Below are 17675 nucleotides of genomic sequence, written 5' to 3' on the forward strand. Positions count from 1 at the left end.
GATTGCAGTTAAATGGGATTACTGCGTAAAAAAGTAAAAAGTGCAATATAAGAAAGCTTATGAGGAGTAATTTATGGTAAATGAAGAAAAGGTGAAGGTCATGAACCGACTGGCCATGTATGAGCATGGTGAGGGCAGGAAGTATCTTCCGGTGAGCAGATTTTACCGGAGTGACTATATTGGTCTTGCACTGATCAAGAATTTCTTTCTGGTGACGATTGGTTATGTACTGGGACTTGCCGGAGTAGCGGCATATTTCAGTGAATATCTTATGGACAACGTGAATAAGATTAATCTGGTTGCTGTGGGAATTTATATCGTAGTCGGTTATCTGATCGTGCTTATCGTGTATTCAGTACTGACCTACATCCAGTATTCTGTGAAGTATTACCGTGCCAAGAAGAGTGTCCGGGAATACTATCAGGATCTTACCAAACTGGAAAAAATCTACGGACGGGAAGAGAAGAGAATGCCTGTCCGGAGAAATGCAGGAGGAAATAAAAAATGACAGCTTTACTCGAGATCAAACAGAATATCAAGAAATTTTACGGACAATATGAAGTATATATACTGCCGGTTCTGAAATTTGTCCTGGCATTTGTCTATTTCCTCTGGATCAACAGCAATATGGGATATATGAAGCAGCTGGATAATATTTTTGTGATTCTGATCCTGGCACTGGTATGTTCCATTCTTCCTGTGTCTGTGATGATGTTTGTGGGATTTGCGATGATGATCGGACACTGTTATGCAGTGAGCATTGAAGTTGCAGGATTTATGCTGGTTCTGATCCTGTTTATGATGATTCTGTTTTTAAGATTCAGTGGATCACAGAATCTGGCACTGATCCTGACACCGCTTTCTTTCGGCTTCAGTGTTCCGGCACTTCTTCCGATCGGAGCAGGATTGTTAGGCAGTGCGCTTTCTTCGCTTCCGGCGGGATGCGGAGTTGTGATCTACTATTTTATCCGTTTTGTGCATGCGCAGTCAGCAGCACTGAGTGATCCGGATACTGAGATCGCAGCGAAGCTTAAGCTTCTTTCTGATGGCCTTGTGCAGAACTGGGCTATGTGGATTACTGTGATCGCTTTTGTGGCTGTGGTTCTTCTTGTGAATCTTCTGAGAACACGCTCTTTTGATTATGCGTGGAGAATTGCCATTATTGTTGGCGGCGTAACTTATATTCTGGTTATCCTTGCAGGAGATTTCTGCTTTGATGTAACCGTATCCATGGTACCGATGATCATTTCAGCGGTGGTTTCCGTACTGATTGGTTCGGTAATGGAATTCTTTGTATTCGGAGGGGATTACAGCAGAACAGAGCGGCTGGAATATGAGGATGATGAATATTACTACTATGTGAAGGCTGTGCCGAAGGCAGTTGTTGCAACTTCCGAAAGAAGTATCAAGAAGATCAATGCAGAGCCTGCAGAAGAAAAAAGGAAAGAAGATATTCCGGTATCTTATAAGAAAGAAAATATCTCTTACAAGAAAGAAAAGAAAGAACAGAAACCGGCAGAAATACTGGATAATACTTTTGAAAATACAATAAGTGAAACACCTCAGGAAGTAGATAAGATTGATTTTGAAAAACAGCTTGAAGAGTCACTGAAGGATCTTTGATCTGTGGGACAGACGGTTAATTAAGCGGATCAGGAGGAAAGGAGGAAATTATGCAGAATATTCTTGCAATTCTTGGCGGATATATCGGAAAGATCACATTGCCCGGAATTGGCGTGATAGACATTATTGAAATTGGACTGATTTCCTTTTTTGTATATCAGTTTATGGCCTGGATCAAGTTTACACGGGCTTATACGCTTCTGAAGGGTATTCTGGTAGTCCTCGCATTTATCCTGGTTGCCTATATATTTAAGATGAATACGATCCTGTGGATATTCCGGAACCTGGCCAATGTCCTTGTGATCGGTGTGATCGTAATCTTCCAGCCCGAGCTTCGGCGTGCGCTGGAGCAGCTAGGACAGAAGAAGATTGTTTCCACCATCATTCCTTTTGATACAGGCAGAGAAGTACAGGAACGCTTCAATGACAAGACCATCAATGAACTGGTTAAAGCTTGTTTTGATATGGGTGAGGTGAAAACCGGTGCTCTGATCGTTATTGAGAAAGAGATCCGTCTGGATGAATATGTGCGTACGGGAATCAACATTGACGGTATTCTTACCAGTCAGCTTCTGATCAATATTTTTGAACATAACACACCGCTGCATGATGGTGCAGTGATCGTTAGGGGAAACAGGGTGGTAGCTGCCACATGCTATTTGCCGCTTTCTGATAATATGGAGCTGAGCAAGCAGCTTGGAACGAGACACAGAGCAGGTGTTGGAATCAGTGAAGCCACAGATTCCCTTACGATCATTGTTTCAGAGGAAACAGGACAGGTTTCTGTTGCACAGGGCGGCGAACTTTCCAGAGGACTTGACAGCAGGCAGCTTCGGGAAGTTCTTGTTTCAGCCCAGAACAAGAAAGTAGTTGAGAATGGAAAACTGAGGAATCTGCTGAAAGGGAGAGTGAAACATGAAGAAAAATCTGACTAAGAACATCCCTTTGAAGATCATGTCAGTTGTTGTGGGAATCCTGGTCTGGCTGATCGTAGTAAACGTGGATAACCCTATTGTTACGAAAGGTTTCGTGATTTCAGATGTGCAGATTATCAACGAAGCGTATGTTGATCAGCTTGGCGAGATGGTCATGCAGGATGACAGTGAGAACACTGTCAGAGTTTATATCACTGGTGAACGAAAGACAGTGAACCGCCTTACTTCCAGTGATATCAAGGCAGTTGCAGATCTGCAGCAGGCAGAATCTACAGATACAGATCCTGTAATGATTCCTATTACAGCAACCTGCTCAGGAATCCTTCCGGAGAATATCCGTGTTTCACCTCAGAATTTAAGTGTCCATCTGGAAAAGAAAGTTACCAAAGAATTTGCGATCAATGTAAGCAGCGGTGACAGCAAGGCTGCACAGGGAATGGAGATCGCGTCCCTTACTGCGAATCCGGAAAAAGTCAGAATTACAGGTCCGGAATCACTTGTTGCTAAGATAGATAGTGTGAGCGTAGACGTAAGTTCAAAGGTAGATGGTATCGCCCAGGATACCACCATTTCCAATGCAGAGATGACTATTACAGACAAGAATCAGGATACGCTTTCTTCCAATTCCATGAGTTATCTGAAATTTGACAACAACGGAAAGGTTAATGTCACAGCGAAACTCTGGAAAGTACGTTCTGATATACGGATCAGTGCAGGATATACCGGCGAACCGGCTGAAGGATATGTTGTGGACAGCGTTACGACTGTTCCGGAGACCTTCAGTGTGGCTGGCAGTGATGAAGCACTGAACAATCTGAAGCTTCAGGGAAATACTATTTATCTGGATAATGAGAATGTGGATATTTCCGGAAAGAGTAATGACGTAGAAAAGAAAATAAATCTGGCAGAACTTCTGCCTGATGGACTGAAACTGACATCAGGATCCAGTGCGGATCTGTGGATCACTGTGAATATCCTGCCGGATGGCAGCAAGATATACAGCTTTCCAACAGAGGATATCAAGGTTAAGGGGCTGCCGGATGACCTGCAGATGGCATTTGAGGTGGCAGATGTAGAACTGAAAGTAAAAGCTCAAAATGGTGATCTGTCAGGCTTTAACCTAAGAGCTGTCAGTGCATCCCTTTCCATGGATGACTGGGAAGAGGGCAGTTATGAAGTGCCGATCAAGGTCAGTCTTCCAAACGGCTATACACTTCTGGAGGATGTAACAGCAGAGATCAAGGTTTCCAAGGTTTCCAACGCGGAGACAGAAAACGGTCAGTAAATAATGGATGAGGAACAGGATAGGAGAAAGCGGAAATGTTAAGTTATAAGGTAACGGTCAGGAACCCGTCAGGGCTTCATCTCCGCCCTGCCGGACTTTTGTGCGGCGAGGCGATCAAATATAAATCTTCAGTATCATTTCAGTATGATGGAGGCACAGCAAATGCGAAGAGCGTGTTGAGCGTTCTTGGAGCCTGTGTGAAGAGTGGAGATGAGATCACACTGATCTGCGACGGTGAGGATGAGCAGGAGGCAATCGATTCTCTTGCAGATCTTATCAAGAGCGGACTGGGCGAATGAAACCGTAACAAATATATCAACCATTTATGGCGGCACAGGCAGGAGGAATTATTGTGAAAAGAAGAGTTGTGGCAATCGTGCTCAGCCTTACGATGTGTATGGGCGGAACGCTGGAAGCCGGAGCAGCGGCTTTAAGCACTCCAGACGTACAAGTTGCAGCTGAGACAAACTCAGATTCAGCGGCGGACAGTTTCAGTGACGAAGAAGAGACTGTTCAGCAGCCTCAGACAGATGTTTCAGAAGATGGGGATACCGTAGATGTTGTTATCCCGAATGTAACTGAAACACCTGCAGACACAGCAGACGAGACACCGGATGTAACAGAGACACCGGATATCACAGAGACACCGGATGCCACAGAAACACCGGAAGAAGTTGATCCGGCAGAGGATTTTAATGCAGGAGATGCAGATGAATTACAGATTACATCGGCAGATTCCCAGGATGCGGTAAACAGCGGAGATGCTGCGGAAGCAGCCTCTACAGGGGCATCTGTTGTAAATGGTGTTGTTGAGGCCAGAATCTGTGACTGGGTATCTGATGAGCTGGGGTACAGACTCCGTAAGGAAAAAGTATCGGAGGACAAGGTGCCGGAAGCGAAAACAACAGAGGATCAGACAACAGAGGATCAGACATCAGAGGACCAGGCAGATGAGCAGACTGACAGCGTATCTGCTGATACAGCAGTTCAGGATGAGACAGAAGCTCAGATTGTAAATGACTCAGAAGCTCAGACGGGCGATGCGGCAGAAACTGCAGAGGATGTATCTCTGGATAATGGGGAAGCGGTACAGGCGGACTCAGATGTTCCGTCCGGCGCAGATACTGCAACTGTAGAGGATGAGTTTTTTACAGCTCAGGATGGACTTCTTAAGATCAAGACCAACGGACATACAGGATATTATCTCTTTAATGAGGATGGATATCTGGTAACAGGACGTATGACACGGGAACCGGGAACAGCCGGATATACAGGAACAACATCTGTAGAGTGGTATTTCCTGGAGAGCAACAAGGCAACTCTGTATTCCGACAGCCAGGGCAAGGCTGTCACACCATGGACATCCAATATGGGACAGCAGCAGAAGAAATACTGGCTGTGGACAGGAAGCACATTCCGTTATTACAATGCGTCAGGCAATTTTACTTCTGTGACAGATCTGAAGATCTCCGGTAAGCTCCAGAAAATCGGAAGTGATTACTATACACTGAAGACAAATGGTACACCATATACAGGAATTAAGAAGCTTGCAGCTGGTTCTGATACATTCGAGTATTACTTCAAGCCGGCAAAAGATACAGACGGAATTCCCGGAAAACTTTTCCACGGCGGATGGATGTATTATGTAAACAGCAAAGGTGTGAAAAGATTCATCTACTGCAGCCCGAAAGCAGCTACGATCGGACAGGTCATGAAACACGGTACATATGTATCAAAAGTAATGTCCAAGACCAATACGTTCCTCCTGAGCTCCGGTGGATATGTCCTTAAAAACACCATGGCAAAAGCTCAGAACAATGCTTATTATGTTACTAATTCCAAGGGACATGTGATCAAAAGCAAACTGGTTAAGTACAACCACAACAGATACTACTTTGGCAGTGACGGAAAGAGAACTACCTGGAAGAACAGCTGGCATAAATGTGCAGGAGCGTCCAATAAGTACTATTATTTTGGCAGTACAGCAGGAAGAGTTGCTGAGAAGACCGGCTGGCAGAAAGTCACCGGTACAAGCGGACAGTTTCTGGGATGGTTCTATTTCGATAATAATGGCAACCACTATCAGAATAAGATGCTTACAGCCAAATCTTCCCAGAAGAGCTATTACTTTACAAGCTCAGGTAAAGTAGCAAGCGGCATTACAACGATCAATAATAAGAAATATTTCTTTGCTACATCTAACTCCACAACACACAGAGGATGGATGTACAAGAATACATTGATCCGTTACAAGAATAACTGGTACTATGCAGACAGTAAAGGTGTTCTTAAGAAGAGCGGCTGGCAGAAAGTAGGTAAATACTGGTATTATCTTAAAGATTATAAAGTATTAACGAATCAGGCGATTAAACGTGGTAAAGTTAATGGCCGTCTTGATAATCAGGGCCGTTTTACTACGGGATGGGTAGTTATCAGTGATTACAACAATAAAGTAAAATATATTAATCCAAGTACTGGAAAAGATTATGTGAAAAATACAAGCTGCTGGATTGATGGTAAACTCTATTACTTTGATAAGAATGGATATCGTCGTAATGATATATCTTCTATTTACAAAGGACCATATTATGTGGAAGTTGACAGAATTAATGGAGTTATGACTGTATATACCAATTCCAGCAAGACAATTCCGGTTAAGACGATCAGGGTTTCTGTTGGACTTTCCGGAACACCTACATGGACTGGTACTTATACATTGAGAAGCAATTTGAGATGGCAGCCATTGATGGGACCGTCCTGGGGACAGTATGGAACTCACGTTGAAGGATGTGGACAGGGAGGAATTTTTGTTCATTCTGTAGCTGGTGCAACAAGAAGTGTTTATAATCTTTCAGTTGGAGAATATATGAAACTTGGTAATCCGGCATCTCATGGATGTATCCGTGTCTGTGTTGCAGATGCAAAATGGGTATATTACAACTGCAATGGAGCTACCATTCGTATTTTTGATGGTAAATACAACAAGAATGAAACATTCAAAGGCCCGTTAGGACGTAAACCAATTACACCATTACGTGGTTCCGGGAACTTTGACCCAACAGATCCGGCAGTTCCGTGATCTTGTTAAAAAACATAGGAAGATAGCAGCATAAAGATTTAAAAGATCGGTGTTCAGCCTGAGTGGCTGGCACCGGTCTTTTTCCATATATAGCTTTACTTTCCATTTTCCTATCTGTATAATGATGAGCAGGCAGGAACAAATAAGTAGATTCAGGGAAGGAAAGAAATTAAATGCGAAATTGGAAGAAATGGCTGGCAGCAGGATGCATGGCGGCAATGTTAGGTATCGGAACAATGGGGACTACAGCAATGGCTATGGGAGGTGGTGGAGTAGACCGCAGTGAGGCAGTGGCTCAGGAAGAAAAAGTGCCAGCCGGAAAGGCAACGCAGAATTCCAGAGCCAGTTCCAAAGCGTGGAAAAAGATCAATGGCGTCTGCTACAACGGAAGTGGTCAGAAACTGACAGGAGCGATCACAAGAGGAATTGATGTCTCTGAATGGCAGGATACTATCGACTGGGCCAAGGTAAAGAACGATAATGTAGATTTTGCTTTTGTGCGGATTTCCTACGGCCTGAATTATATGGATAAGAAATATGACTATAATATGAAGCAGGCAGAGAAGGTTGGAATGCCGGTAGGAACTTATGTTTACAGTCTTGCTACAACAACACAGCAGGCTATGAAGGAAGCACAGCTTGCTGTTAAGAAAATGAACGGTTACAAGGTTTCTTATCCGGTTGTATACGACATCGAATACAGTAAAATGCGAAGTCTTTCCTCAACACAGATCGCCAATCTTGCCAAGGCTTTCTGCAACGAGGTGAAAAAAGCCGGCTATTATCCAATGATCTACTGCAATTTGGACTGGTATAACAACAAGATAGACTGGAGCAAGCTGACAGGTTACGATGTATGGCTGGCTAGCTACGGTGACAGAATCCTTGCACCATCCAGGAACGATTATAAATACTCTATCTGGCAGGCAACAGACGGCGATGGAGGCGGATATCTGAATACAACCAAGAAACTGATAGCAGGAATTCCAATCTGGTCCACAGTAGATATCGATTTTGGTTATGTAGATTATACAAAGATCATCACCCCGAGAAAATATACAGCCAGTACTTATAAGGCATCTGCCAAGCCGGACACTTCCAATGGAAAAACAGGCTGGGTAACAGAGAACGGAAAGAAATTTTATTATCTCAATGGTGTCAAAAAGACCGGCTGGGTGACAGTTAATGACAAAACTTACTACGTTGATAAGACACTGGGAATGCGTAAGAGCAAACTGATCACAGATTCCAATAATGTGATCCGTTATGTGGATAAAAACGGAGTGATCATCAAAAGCAGGTGGTTAACTGTAGGCGGTAAGAGATATTATTTTGACAAAAACGGCAACAGTCTGAAAAAGATGAGAAGTGTAGCCGGTAAATATTATTATTTCCATGCAAGGAAAGGCTACATGCTGAAGAATGTGAGATACACCAACAGCAATGACGATGTATACTATTTTGGAAGCAATGGAGTCATGGTCAGGGATGTATTTTACACCTGGAGTGGAAATGGTGAGAAGCATACCTATTATTTCACATCCGACGGAAAGATGTGCAGAAGCTGGCTTATACTGAAAGATAAGAAGTACTGCTTTGACGAAGATACAGGTATCATGTATAAAGACTGTACAGTAAAGATCAATGGCAAAAGATGTACATTTGACAAGAACGGAGTTTATTTAACACCAGCACAGGCTGCTGCAAAGAAAAAAGGTAAAAAATGAAAAAGATAGTAATCATCGGTGCCAATGATTTTCAGAGACCGCTGATCTGCAAAGCAAAAGACATGGGTTATGAGACCCATGTTTTTGCCTGGCGAGAAGGTGCAACAGGGGCGGCAGATGCAGACCGGTTCTATGAGATCAGTATCACAGAAAAAGAAGAAATTTTAAATATATGCAGAAAGATCCGGCCAGATGCAGTAACGACCATAGGATCTGATCTGGCTAATATCACAGTTCAGTATCTGGCAGAGAAATTGGGGCTTCCGGGAAATAGTCGTGAATGTATCATCAATTCCACCAATAAATTTGCCATGAGAAAGGCTTTTCAGAAAGCGGGACTTTCAGTTCCGTTTTTTGCAGCTGTAGGAAAAGATGATGAGGTAATGCCTCCATTTTACCCTGTGATCGTAAAGCCTACAGACCGATCCGGAAGCCGTGCCATCACAAAAGTAGAATCACCGGAAGGGCTGAAAGAAGCGATCAGCCAGGCTGTTGAACAGTCTTTTGAAAAGAAAGCTATTGTGGAAGAATATATTCAGGGAGCAGAGTACAGTGTGGAGACCATCAGTTATCAGGGAACACACACACTGCTTGCCATCACAAAGAAATATACAACAGGAGAGCCTCATTATATAGAAGTGGGCCATCTGGAACCTGCACCCCTCACCAGAGAACTACAGGAAAAAGTAAAAGAAACGGTATTCAGGGCACTGACCGCACTGAAAATTGAGAATGGAGCCGGACACAGCGAGCTTCGTATTGATGAAGAGGGAAATGTGCGGATTATTGAGATCGGTTCCCGTATGGGCGGAGACTGTATCGGATCGGATCTGGTGCCGCTTTCCACAGAACAGGATTTTGTTGGCATGGTAGTAGATGTGGCAGCCGGAAATCCGCCAAAGATAAAAAAAGATGCAGAACATCATATCTCGGCAGTGCGTTTTATTATGGATCAGAAAGATCTGGAGAAGCTTTACTGGATTCGGAATAATCATCCGGAAGCTATCCGAGGGACAGTTCTGGAGGGAGATGTGGAGCACTGCCAGATCACAGACAGCGGAAGCAGGCCTGGATTTTATATTCTGCAGACAGAAACCATGGAGGAGATGAACCACATCCTTCACAGAGGACCGTTGGAGAATCCAATCCAGATATTTGAAACTCCGGTACAGAAGCTTCGTATCAGTGATGGGCAGAATAGTTTCTATATGAAAAGAGATGATCTTTTACCATTCTCATTTGGTGGAAACAAGGTACGTTTTGCCAGAAAATATGTGGAAAACATGCAGGCAGATGGTTATGACAGCATGGTGATCTACGGCAATTATCATTCCAATCTCTGTCGGATCCTGGCAAGTCTCTGTAACGAACTTTCCATGCCGTGCTACATGATCCACAATACTGAAGATATCAGGGAATCAAAAGAAAATGGAAACAGCCGGATTATTCGCAGGATGAACGTTCATGAGATCCCCTGCGGCAAAAAAGACATCGCAGATGCTGTGCGCCGCGCTATGGCAGAGCTCACTGAGAAAGGCTTTCGTCCATATTATATTTACGGAAACGAATTCGGCCAGGGCAATGAATGGCCGCCAATGAAGGCTTATGAGGAAGCATACGAGGAGATCCTTTCCTGGGAAAAAAACTCCGGCGTGAAGCTGGATTATATTTTTCTGGCATCCAGTACCAATGCAACACAATCCGGTCTGATGGCAGGTAAAATTAAGAACGGTTCGGACTGTAATATTGCAGGCATTTCCGTTTCACGTAATGAAAAACGCGGAAAAGAAGTGATCCGCAATAATCTTCTTGAATATGCAGAGAGATTTTCCATGGAGCTACCGGAAGGCTGGGAAAAAGAGATCTTTTTTACAGATGGATATATGGAAGGCGGATATGGAGCCTGGTCGGAACCGGTAGCAGAAACGATCCGCAAGGTATACGAGACAGATGGCGTGTATCTGGACATGACCTATACAGGAAAGGCGTTTCACGGTATGATGGAATACATCCGTGAGAAAAATATCCGGGGAAAAAATATCCTCTTCCTGCACACAGGTGGATTGCCGCTGTTTTTTGATTTTCTGGAGGATGAACGAGCATGAAAAAACTGATGATACTGGGGGCAAGCTATTCACAGCTTCCCCTTTATAAAATGGCGAAGAAGCTGGGGATAGCTACCGTAGCAGTGAGCACGCCCGGAGAATGGCCATGCTTTGACATTGCAGATGAATGTTCTTATACAGACATTTCTGATCCGGAGGCAGTTCTGAAGTCTGCCCGCGAACACAACATTGACGGAATCACAACCTGCTGTCTGGATGCAGGAATCCGTTCCATCGGATATGTGTGTGAATATATGGGGCTGAAAGGTCTGTCAGCACAGGCAGGTTTCTTATGCAGTGACAAATATTATATGAAGGAATCTTTTGTAAAAGGCGGTGTCCGCTGTGCGAAGCATATCTGTATCAATAACAGAGAAGAACTGGAAGCTGCACTTGACCAGCTGGAATTTCCGGTGATCCTGAAAGCTGTGGATCAGATGGGAAGCAGAGGGCTTTTCCGATGCGAGACCCGTGAGGAAGCTTATGCTCACTATCCGGATACCATGGCAGCTACAAGAAGAGACTATTGTCTGGTGGAAGAGTTCATTCAGGGACAGATGCTTGGCTGTGAGGCCATGATCTCCAATGGGAAATTTCTTTTCTGCCTTCCGAATAATATTGAAAATTATCAGAGCTATGTTCCGACTCCTATAGGCCATTCTGTTCCATATGAGAAAATGGACACTCTTGGCCGCGAAGTGGAGCATCAGCTGGAACTTGCTGTTCAGGCTCTTGGAATGGATAACTGTCCGGTAAACTGCGATATGATGGAGAAGGACGGGAAAATCTATGTCATTGAGATCACCGGACGAGCCGGAGGAAATTGTCTTCCGGAGGCTGTAAGCCTGTATTATGATACCGATTATTATGAAGCCATGGTGAGACTGGCACTGGATATGAACCCGGAGAGCCTTTTTGAAAAAACATCTCCATGCACAGCCAATTTGTCCCACATCCTGACTTCGGACAGATCCGGAATCCTGAAACAGATTCATAATGACAACGTGCGGACAGAGAATATCGTGGATCTTTCCTTTAATGTGGAGCCAGGAGAGGAAATCCGTAAGTACGAAAATGGACGGGACAGGATCGGTCAGGTAATACTGAAAGGCAGAAATCTGGACGACTGCCGGCGAAATCTGGCAGATGTTTTGTCGAAAATAAACATTGAATTTATATCATGATTGTGAGAGAATAACATGAGTAACCATGGAAATATAAAAAAAGGTCTTTTTCTGCTGTTGCACATAAGTCTTTTGTGCAGTTCACTGAGTGGTGTCTGTTCAAAAATGGCATCCAGATACACAGACAATATTTTTTCCCTGCAGTTTATCTTCTGGTTTGGGCTGGTGTTTGTGATCATGTTTGGATATGCGATCATCTGGCAGCAGATCCTGAAGAGGATGCCTCTGACAGTAGCTTATGCCAATAAGCCGGTAACACTGATCTGGGGGATTATCTGGGGGCAACTTATCTTTGATGAGAAGATTACCTGGAATATGCTTTTGGGAGCCTGTATTATTTTTGCAGGGATTTATTTTGTAACAAGCGGTGACAGAGAAGAAAACGGAGGGAAGCGCGTATGAGTAAACTGACTGGAGCCATATGTCTGCTTCTTGTTTCTGTGTTTATTTCTTCGGTATCTCAGATACTTCTGAAGAAAGCAGCAGACAGAACCTATGAGAATCATCTCAGGGAATACTTAAACCCGCTGGTCATTTTTTCTTACGGGATGTTTTTCTGTTCCGTGATCCTGACCATGCTGGCACTGAAAAAAGTTCCCCTTTCCATGCAGCCGATCCTGGAATCTACAGGATACATTTTTGTGGCTGTGATGGGGTATATTTTTCTGAAGGAAAGACTGAGCAAAAGAAAATTGGTAGGAATCGCACTGATCCTTGCGGGGATCATTGTGTTTTCACTGTAGAAAAAGAACTATACGGGCTGTCAGACAGAAGCGGCTGACAGTCTGTTGTGAGGAGAAAGAGAATGCTGGTATCAATTGTTATACCATGTTACAATTCCGAACATACCATTGGTGAGGTTGTAGAGCTTGCCATAGAGGAATTTGAGAAACTTGATAAATACGAATGCGAATTTGTGCTTGTAAACGATTATTCCAGGGATGGAACCTGGAAGGCTATCGAAGCACTTTCCGATAAACACCCAAATGTAAAGGGAATCAACCTTGCCAAAAATTTCGGACAGCACAATGCGATCATGGCGGCAATGTCCCAGGCAGAGGGTGAGCTGATCGTGGGAATGGATGATGATATGCAGAATCATCCGTCACAGATCCCGCAGTTCCTTGCGAAGATCGAAGAAGGATATGATATCGTATTCGGTGTATTTAAACAGCGAAAATTTTCCATGATGAAGAATATCACAGGAGCCATCAGCAGATATCTTCTGTGGCATCTTCTGGATCGCCCGAAGGATATCCAGATGAGCAGCTTCTGGTGCTGCCGCAAATATGTGCGGGATGAAGTTGTGAAATATGATGGCTACAATATTTTCCTGCAGGTACTGTTTTTCCGTACTACGCATAATATTGCAAATATTGAGGTGGAACATTTTGCGAGAGAGGTGGGAACTTCCAATTATAATTTCAGGAGAGGGCTGAAGCTCTTTATGTCCTGCCTGAATTTTACGGTGATCCCACTGAGAGCAGCGACTTTTTTTGGAACGATCTTTTCAGCAGCCGGTTTTATCGGAGCTATTGTTGTGCTGATCCGAAAGCTGCTGGATCCGACAATCGCCATCGGATGGTCTTCCCTGATGTGTGCCATGCTGGTGCTTTTTGGCATCTGCTTCCTGATGCTGGGAATCATTGGCGAATATATCGGAAAACTGATCCTGAATATCAATAAGACACCGCAGTATGTTGTGCGGGAAACAAGAAACATTCAAGCAAAAGATAATGAGGTAGCAGATGATTGATTTTAACAGACCCGCATTTGTGGGGAAGGAGCTTTCGTATATTGAAGATGCCATACACAGAGGAATGCTCTGCGGTGACGGCGAATATACCAAAAAGTGCTCCCGATGGATGGAAGAGCGTTTCCATGCGGGGCATGTGATGCTGACCACTTCCTGCACCCATGCACTTGAGATGGCTGCATATCTCACGGAGATCCAGCCGGGAGATGAGGTGATCATGCCGTCCTACACATTTGTATCCACTGCAGATGCTTTTGTGCTCCGGGGAGCGAAGATCGTGTTTGTGGATATCCGTCCGGATACCATGAATATCAATGAAAAACTGATCGAGCAGGCTGTCACAGAGAGGACCAGGGTGATCGTTCCGGTTCATTATGCAGGGGTTGCCTGTGAGATGGATACTATTATGGATATTGCGAGACGCCATAACCTAAAGGTTGTGGAGGATGCGGCCCAGGGCGTTGATGCTTATTATAAAGGCAAGGCACTTGGAACCATAGGAGATTTTGGCTGCTACAGCTTCCATGAGACGAAGAATTATACAATGGGAGAGGGCGGCGCAGTTCTTTTCAATGAGGATATTTACCAGGAGAAAGCGGAAATCCTCAGAGAAAAAGGCACAGACCGCAGCAAGTTTTTCCGCGGGCAGGTAGATAAATACCGCTGGATGGATTACGGCTCTTCTTATCTTCCGAGTGAGCTGAATGCTGCATATCTTTATGCGCAGCTGGAGGAGCACCAGAAGATCAGCGACAAGAGAATGGAGATTTATAATTTTTATAACCGGAACCTGAAGTTCCTTGCTGATGAGGGGAAGATCCAGCAGCCTTATGTTCCGGAAGAATGTACCCATAATGCGCATATGTACTATATAAAAGTGCATGATATGGATGTAAGGACAAGACTTATCAAATATCTCCGTCAGAAAGATATCAGCTGCGTATTTCATTATGTACCTCTTCATTCCGCACCGGCCGGACAGAAGTTCGGAAGATTTTCCGGTGAGGATGTTTATACCACAAAAGAAAGCGAGCGGCTGATGCGTCTTCCAATGTACTACAATCTGGATATGGAGGATGCAAAGAGAGTTGTGGATGCGATTGCTTCCTTCGATGGATTTTGATCGAATATTTTACTGAATCATGAATATCCGGTTGATGGCATAAAAGAGAAGGGAAGAAATTATGAGAAAAGTTAAAAAACTGTTTACGCTTCTGACTGCTTTGTATATGTCCCTGATGCTGCCGGTGCAGGTAATGGCGGCAGTTGACCTTAATACCAAATATGAGGTGGATACCAATAAGATCCAGGGATGGCCCCAGGCAGCAGATATTGCAAGTGATACGGGAATCCTTATGGATGCAGATACAGGAGCTGTGCTTTTTGACAAAGGCGGGGATCAGCAGCGTTATCCTGCCAGTATCACCAAGATCATGACACTTCTTGTTGCTGTGGAAAATTCCTCTATGGATGAGCAGGTGACATTTACAGAGACAGGTGTGCGTAATGTAACTGCAGATTCCAGCAACATCAATTCAAAAATAGGCGAGGTCATGACCATGCAGGATTGTCTGCATGCCCTGATCATCCAGTCCGCCAATGATGCAGCTGCCCAGATCGCAGAGCACGTAGGTGGAACTGAGCAGAATTTTATTGATATGATGAACCAGCGTGCAGCCCAGATCGGATGCACGAATACACATTTTACCAATTCCAGCGGACTTCCGGACGAAAACCATTATTCTTCTGCTAAAGATATGGCATTGATCTTCCGGGAGGGACTGAAGAATGAAGCTTTCCGAAGCGTGATCGGCGACGCGGATTATACCATCAAGCCTACCAACATGACCAGTGATAAGCGTGTTTTTCACACACATCATCCGATGTTTGCTCCAGAGAGTGATATCTATTATCAGGGCTGTATCGGTGGAAAAACAGGCTTTACCAATCTTGCTGCCCATACTCTGGTAACAGCTGTGGAACAGAATGGCACAACGTATATTGCTGTGGTCATGCACGGAGTTGAGCTTTCCACCTGCTGTCTGGATTCCAAGGCATTATTTGATTACGGATTCCGGAATTTTACGAAAACTGCAGTAGATGGCGGAAGTGTGATCCTTCCGAATGGAATGGATGTGAATACACTGACAACGAAATCTGAGAATAATAATGGAAAAGTCGATACTGTCTATTATGTGGGGGATCATCAGGTGGGAAATTCCACTGTGGATGAGCCGGCAGCTACGCCAACACCGGAAGCAGCTGTTTCGGAAACCGCAGGACAGACAGCAGCTTCTGGAACAACCGGTAATACTTCAGACGAGTCTGCCGGGACTGACAATACCGGTGATTCCGGCACTTCATCCGGTGAAGTGAGCAGGAACAGCAAAAACACTCAGGACACCCGGAGCACAACTGCAGGGGAAGAAGGCGAAACAAAAGGAATACCGGCTCTCCGCAAGATCCTTCTTATGGCTATGGCGGTAATGGTTCTCATACTGATCGCACTTCTTGCTGCTCTTGGAAGAAAAGAAAGAAAACACAGAAGATAGGAAAGTTAAATAAATTAGAAAAAGGAGAATAAAAAAATGGGAAAAATCAAAGTTACACAGTGCGGAGATATTGAAGGACTGAAAGTTGTAGAGCCAACAGTATTTGGTGATGCCAGAGGATATTTTATGGAGACCTACAATTACAACGATTTCAGAGAAGCTGGAATTGACGTGGAGTTTGTTCAGGATAACCAGTCCAGTTCCCACAAAGGAGTTCTCCGCGGACTTCATTTCCAGATCAACTTCCCGCAGGACAAACTTGTACGTGTTGTAAACGGTGAAGTATTTGACGTAGCTGTTGACCTTCGTGAAGGTTCCAAAACATACGGACAGTGGTTCGGTGTTGTACTTTCCGCTGAGAACAAGAAGCAGTTCTTTATCCCGAAGGGATTTGCGCATGGTTTCCTTGTACTTTCCGAGCATGCGGAGTTCGTTTACAAATGCTCTGACTTCTATCATCCAAATGATGAGGGCGGACTTATCTGGAATGACCCTGATATCGGAGTTGAGTGGCCGATCCCGGAGGGAATGGAATTAAGCTTCTCTGACAAGGATACAAAATGGGGAAGCTTTAAAGAGTACCGTAAATAATTAGGAGAGCATGAGATTTGAAAACGATTTTTTCTTTACCAACGGACATTTATAAAAACAGAAGACTGATATTCAAGCTGGCAAAAAATGATTTCAAGACAAGATATGCAGGCTCCTACCTGGGAATCGTGTGGGCTTTTATCCAGCCTGTGATCACGATCCTGGTATACTGGTTTGTATTCTCTGTGGGATTTCGTTCCGGTACAGGAGATCTTGGAGTACCGTTTGTTCTGTATCTGGTAGCAGGTATTGTGCCATGGTTCTTTTTTCAGGATGCCCTGATCGGAGGAACCAACTCTATGCTGGAATATAATTATCTGGTCAAAAAGGTAGTATTCAATATCAGTGTGCTGCCTGTTGTCAAGATTATTTCCGCATTGTTTGTACATTGTTTCTTTGTGCTGTTTACCATTATCCTGTATGCGGCATATGGAAAATTCCCGGATGTGTATTATTTTCAGCTGATCTACTACAGCATCTGCGTGTTTATCCTTGTTCTGGGATTAAGCTATGCAACCAGTGCGATCGTGATCTTTTTCCGTGATCTGACTCAGATCATCAACATTGCACTTCAGGTTGGAATCTGGCTTACACCGATCATGTGGATCGCCGAGACTTCACTTCAGGGACATGAGACACTTCAGAAAATCCTGAAGCTGAATCCGTTATATTATGTGGTCTCAGGATACAGAGATACCTTCCTTATGAAGTCCTGGTTCTTTGAGCATGCAGGATGGACGGTCTATTTCTGGGTATTTACGATCCTGTGCTTCCTGTTTGGCAGCTGGGTATTTAAACGTCTGCGCATTCATTTTGCAGATGTACTGTAGAGAATGTG

Annotated in this window: 16 protein-coding genes; all 16 read left to right on the forward strand. The window is 44.2% G+C overall.

The window, feature by feature from the left end; genetic code table 11:
- Positions 1 to 73: 73 nt before the first annotated feature.
- The 16 genes from HFM85_RS12935 (at position 74) to HFM85_RS13010 (ending at position 17667) form a co-directional block, all read left to right on the forward strand.
- A complete protein-coding gene (locus HFM85_RS12935) occupies positions 74 to 508 on the forward strand; it encodes a hypothetical protein (protein WP_173738557.1) in 435 nt (144 codons plus the stop codon).
- Positions 505 to 1623, forward strand: a complete 1119-nt coding sequence (locus tag HFM85_RS12940) for a hypothetical protein (protein WP_173738558.1) — start codon at positions 505 to 507, stop codon at positions 1621 to 1623. Before HFM85_RS12935 ends, HFM85_RS12940 begins: the two co-directional genes overlap by 4 nt.
- Positions 1624 to 1673: 50 nt before the next feature.
- On the forward strand, positions 1674 to 2558 hold the full coding sequence (gene cdaA, locus HFM85_RS12945; protein WP_173738559.1) for a diadenylate cyclase CdaA: 885 nt from the start codon (positions 1674 to 1676) through the stop codon (positions 2556 to 2558).
- The gene (locus HFM85_RS12950; RefSeq protein ID WP_173738560.1) at positions 2539 to 3843 is read left to right on the forward strand and encodes a CdaR family protein; all 1305 of its coding nucleotides are present in this window, start codon (positions 2539 to 2541) and stop codon (positions 3841 to 3843) included. Before cdaA ends, HFM85_RS12950 begins: the two co-directional genes overlap by 20 nt.
- A 35-nt stretch (positions 3844 to 3878) precedes the next feature.
- Positions 3879 to 4142 carry an HPr family phosphocarrier protein gene (locus tag HFM85_RS12955; protein WP_173738561.1) on the forward strand — a complete coding sequence of 88 codons (264 nt, stop codon included), beginning with the start codon at positions 3879 to 3881 and terminating at the stop codon, positions 4140 to 4142.
- A gap of 53 nt (positions 4143 to 4195) precedes the next feature.
- Positions 4196 to 6922 (forward strand): L,D-transpeptidase family protein, encoded by a 2727-nt coding sequence (locus HFM85_RS16565; protein ID WP_173738562.1) that lies wholly within the window; start codon positions 4196 to 4198, stop codon positions 6920 to 6922.
- A 173-nt stretch (positions 6923 to 7095) separates the two neighbouring features.
- On the forward strand, positions 7096 to 8649 hold the full coding sequence (locus tag HFM85_RS12965; protein WP_173738563.1) for a GH25 family lysozyme: 1554 nt from the start codon (positions 7096 to 7098) through the stop codon (positions 8647 to 8649).
- Complete coding sequence (locus tag HFM85_RS12970) at positions 8646 to 10754, forward strand: pyridoxal-phosphate dependent enzyme (RefSeq protein ID WP_173738564.1); 2109 nt, start codon at positions 8646 to 8648, stop codon at positions 10752 to 10754. Before HFM85_RS12965 ends, HFM85_RS12970 begins: the two co-directional genes overlap by 4 nt.
- Complete coding sequence (locus HFM85_RS12975; RefSeq protein ID WP_173738565.1) at positions 10751 to 11938, forward strand: ATP-grasp domain-containing protein; 1188 nt, start codon at positions 10751 to 10753, stop codon at positions 11936 to 11938. The genes HFM85_RS12970 and HFM85_RS12975 overlap by 4 nt, the downstream gene beginning before the upstream one ends.
- Positions 11939 to 12043: 105 nt before the next feature.
- Complete coding sequence (locus tag HFM85_RS12980) at positions 12044 to 12340, forward strand: DMT family transporter (RefSeq protein WP_243251465.1); 297 nt, start codon at positions 12044 to 12046, stop codon at positions 12338 to 12340.
- Positions 12337 to 12681: a DMT family transporter gene (locus HFM85_RS12985; RefSeq protein WP_173738567.1), complete on the forward strand. Its 345-nt coding sequence runs from the start codon at positions 12337 to 12339 to the stop codon at positions 12679 to 12681. The genes HFM85_RS12980 and HFM85_RS12985 overlap by 4 nt, the downstream gene beginning before the upstream one ends.
- 62 nt (positions 12682 to 12743) lie before the next feature.
- The gene (locus HFM85_RS12990; RefSeq protein ID WP_173738568.1) at positions 12744 to 13694 is read left to right on the forward strand and encodes a glycosyltransferase family 2 protein; all 951 of its coding nucleotides are present in this window, start codon (positions 12744 to 12746) and stop codon (positions 13692 to 13694) included.
- Positions 13687 to 14817, forward strand: a complete 1131-nt coding sequence (gene rffA / locus HFM85_RS12995; protein ID WP_173738569.1) for a dTDP-4-amino-4,6-dideoxygalactose transaminase — start codon at positions 13687 to 13689, stop codon at positions 14815 to 14817. Before HFM85_RS12990 ends, rffA begins: the two co-directional genes overlap by 8 nt.
- A gap of 61 nt (positions 14818 to 14878) precedes the next feature.
- Complete coding sequence (locus HFM85_RS13000) at positions 14879 to 16246, forward strand: D-alanyl-D-alanine carboxypeptidase family protein (RefSeq protein WP_173738570.1); 1368 nt, start codon at positions 14879 to 14881, stop codon at positions 16244 to 16246.
- A 36-nt stretch (positions 16247 to 16282) separates the two neighbouring features.
- Entirely contained in the window at positions 16283 to 16837 is a 555-nt protein-coding gene (gene rfbC, locus HFM85_RS13005) for a dTDP-4-dehydrorhamnose 3,5-epimerase (protein WP_173738571.1), read from the forward strand.
- 17 nt (positions 16838 to 16854) lie between these two features.
- Positions 16855 to 17667, forward strand: a complete 813-nt coding sequence (locus tag HFM85_RS13010; protein ID WP_119239148.1) for an ABC transporter permease — start codon at positions 16855 to 16857, stop codon at positions 17665 to 17667.
- Positions 17668 to 17675: the final 8 nt, after the last annotated feature.

The sequence above is a fragment of the Blautia schinkii genome (assembly GCF_013304825.1).
Lineage (GTDB): Bacteria > Bacillota > Clostridia > Lachnospirales > Lachnospiraceae > Blautia_A > Blautia_A schinkii_B.

What these genes read in the sequence shown, in the direction of transcription:
- HFM85_RS12935 (WP_173738557.1), top strand. Translation starts at nt 74, where the DNA reads ATGGTAAATGAAGAAAAGGTGAAGGTCATGAACCGACTGGCCATGTAT.
- HFM85_RS12940 (WP_173738558.1), top strand. Translation starts at nt 505, where the DNA reads ATGACAGCTTTACTCGAGATCAAACAGAATATCAAGAAATTTTACGGA.
- cdaA (WP_173738559.1), top strand. Translation starts at nt 1,674, where the DNA reads ATGCAGAATATTCTTGCAATTCTTGGCGGATATATCGGAAAGATCACA.
- HFM85_RS12950 (WP_173738560.1), top strand. Translation starts at nt 2,539, where the DNA reads ATGAAGAAAAATCTGACTAAGAACATCCCTTTGAAGATCATGTCAGTT.
- HFM85_RS12955 (WP_173738561.1), top strand. Translation starts at nt 3,879, where the DNA reads ATGTTAAGTTATAAGGTAACGGTCAGGAACCCGTCAGGGCTTCATCTC.
- HFM85_RS12965 (WP_173738563.1), top strand. Translation starts at nt 7,096, where the DNA reads ATGCGAAATTGGAAGAAATGGCTGGCAGCAGGATGCATGGCGGCAATG.
- HFM85_RS12970 (WP_173738564.1), top strand. Translation starts at nt 8,646, where the DNA reads ATGAAAAAGATAGTAATCATCGGTGCCAATGATTTTCAGAGACCGCTG.
- HFM85_RS12975 (WP_173738565.1), top strand. Translation starts at nt 10,751, where the DNA reads ATGAAAAAACTGATGATACTGGGGGCAAGCTATTCACAGCTTCCCCTT.
- HFM85_RS12980 (WP_243251465.1), top strand. Translation starts at nt 12,044, where the DNA reads ATGGCATCCAGATACACAGACAATATTTTTTCCCTGCAGTTTATCTTC.
- HFM85_RS12985 (WP_173738567.1), top strand. Translation starts at nt 12,337, where the DNA reads ATGAGTAAACTGACTGGAGCCATATGTCTGCTTCTTGTTTCTGTGTTT.
- HFM85_RS12990 (WP_173738568.1), top strand. Translation starts at nt 12,744, where the DNA reads ATGCTGGTATCAATTGTTATACCATGTTACAATTCCGAACATACCATT.
- rffA (WP_173738569.1), top strand. Translation starts at nt 13,687, where the DNA reads ATGATTGATTTTAACAGACCCGCATTTGTGGGGAAGGAGCTTTCGTAT.
- HFM85_RS13000 (WP_173738570.1), top strand. Translation starts at nt 14,879, where the DNA reads ATGAGAAAAGTTAAAAAACTGTTTACGCTTCTGACTGCTTTGTATATG.
- rfbC (WP_173738571.1), top strand. Translation starts at nt 16,283, where the DNA reads ATGGGAAAAATCAAAGTTACACAGTGCGGAGATATTGAAGGACTGAAA.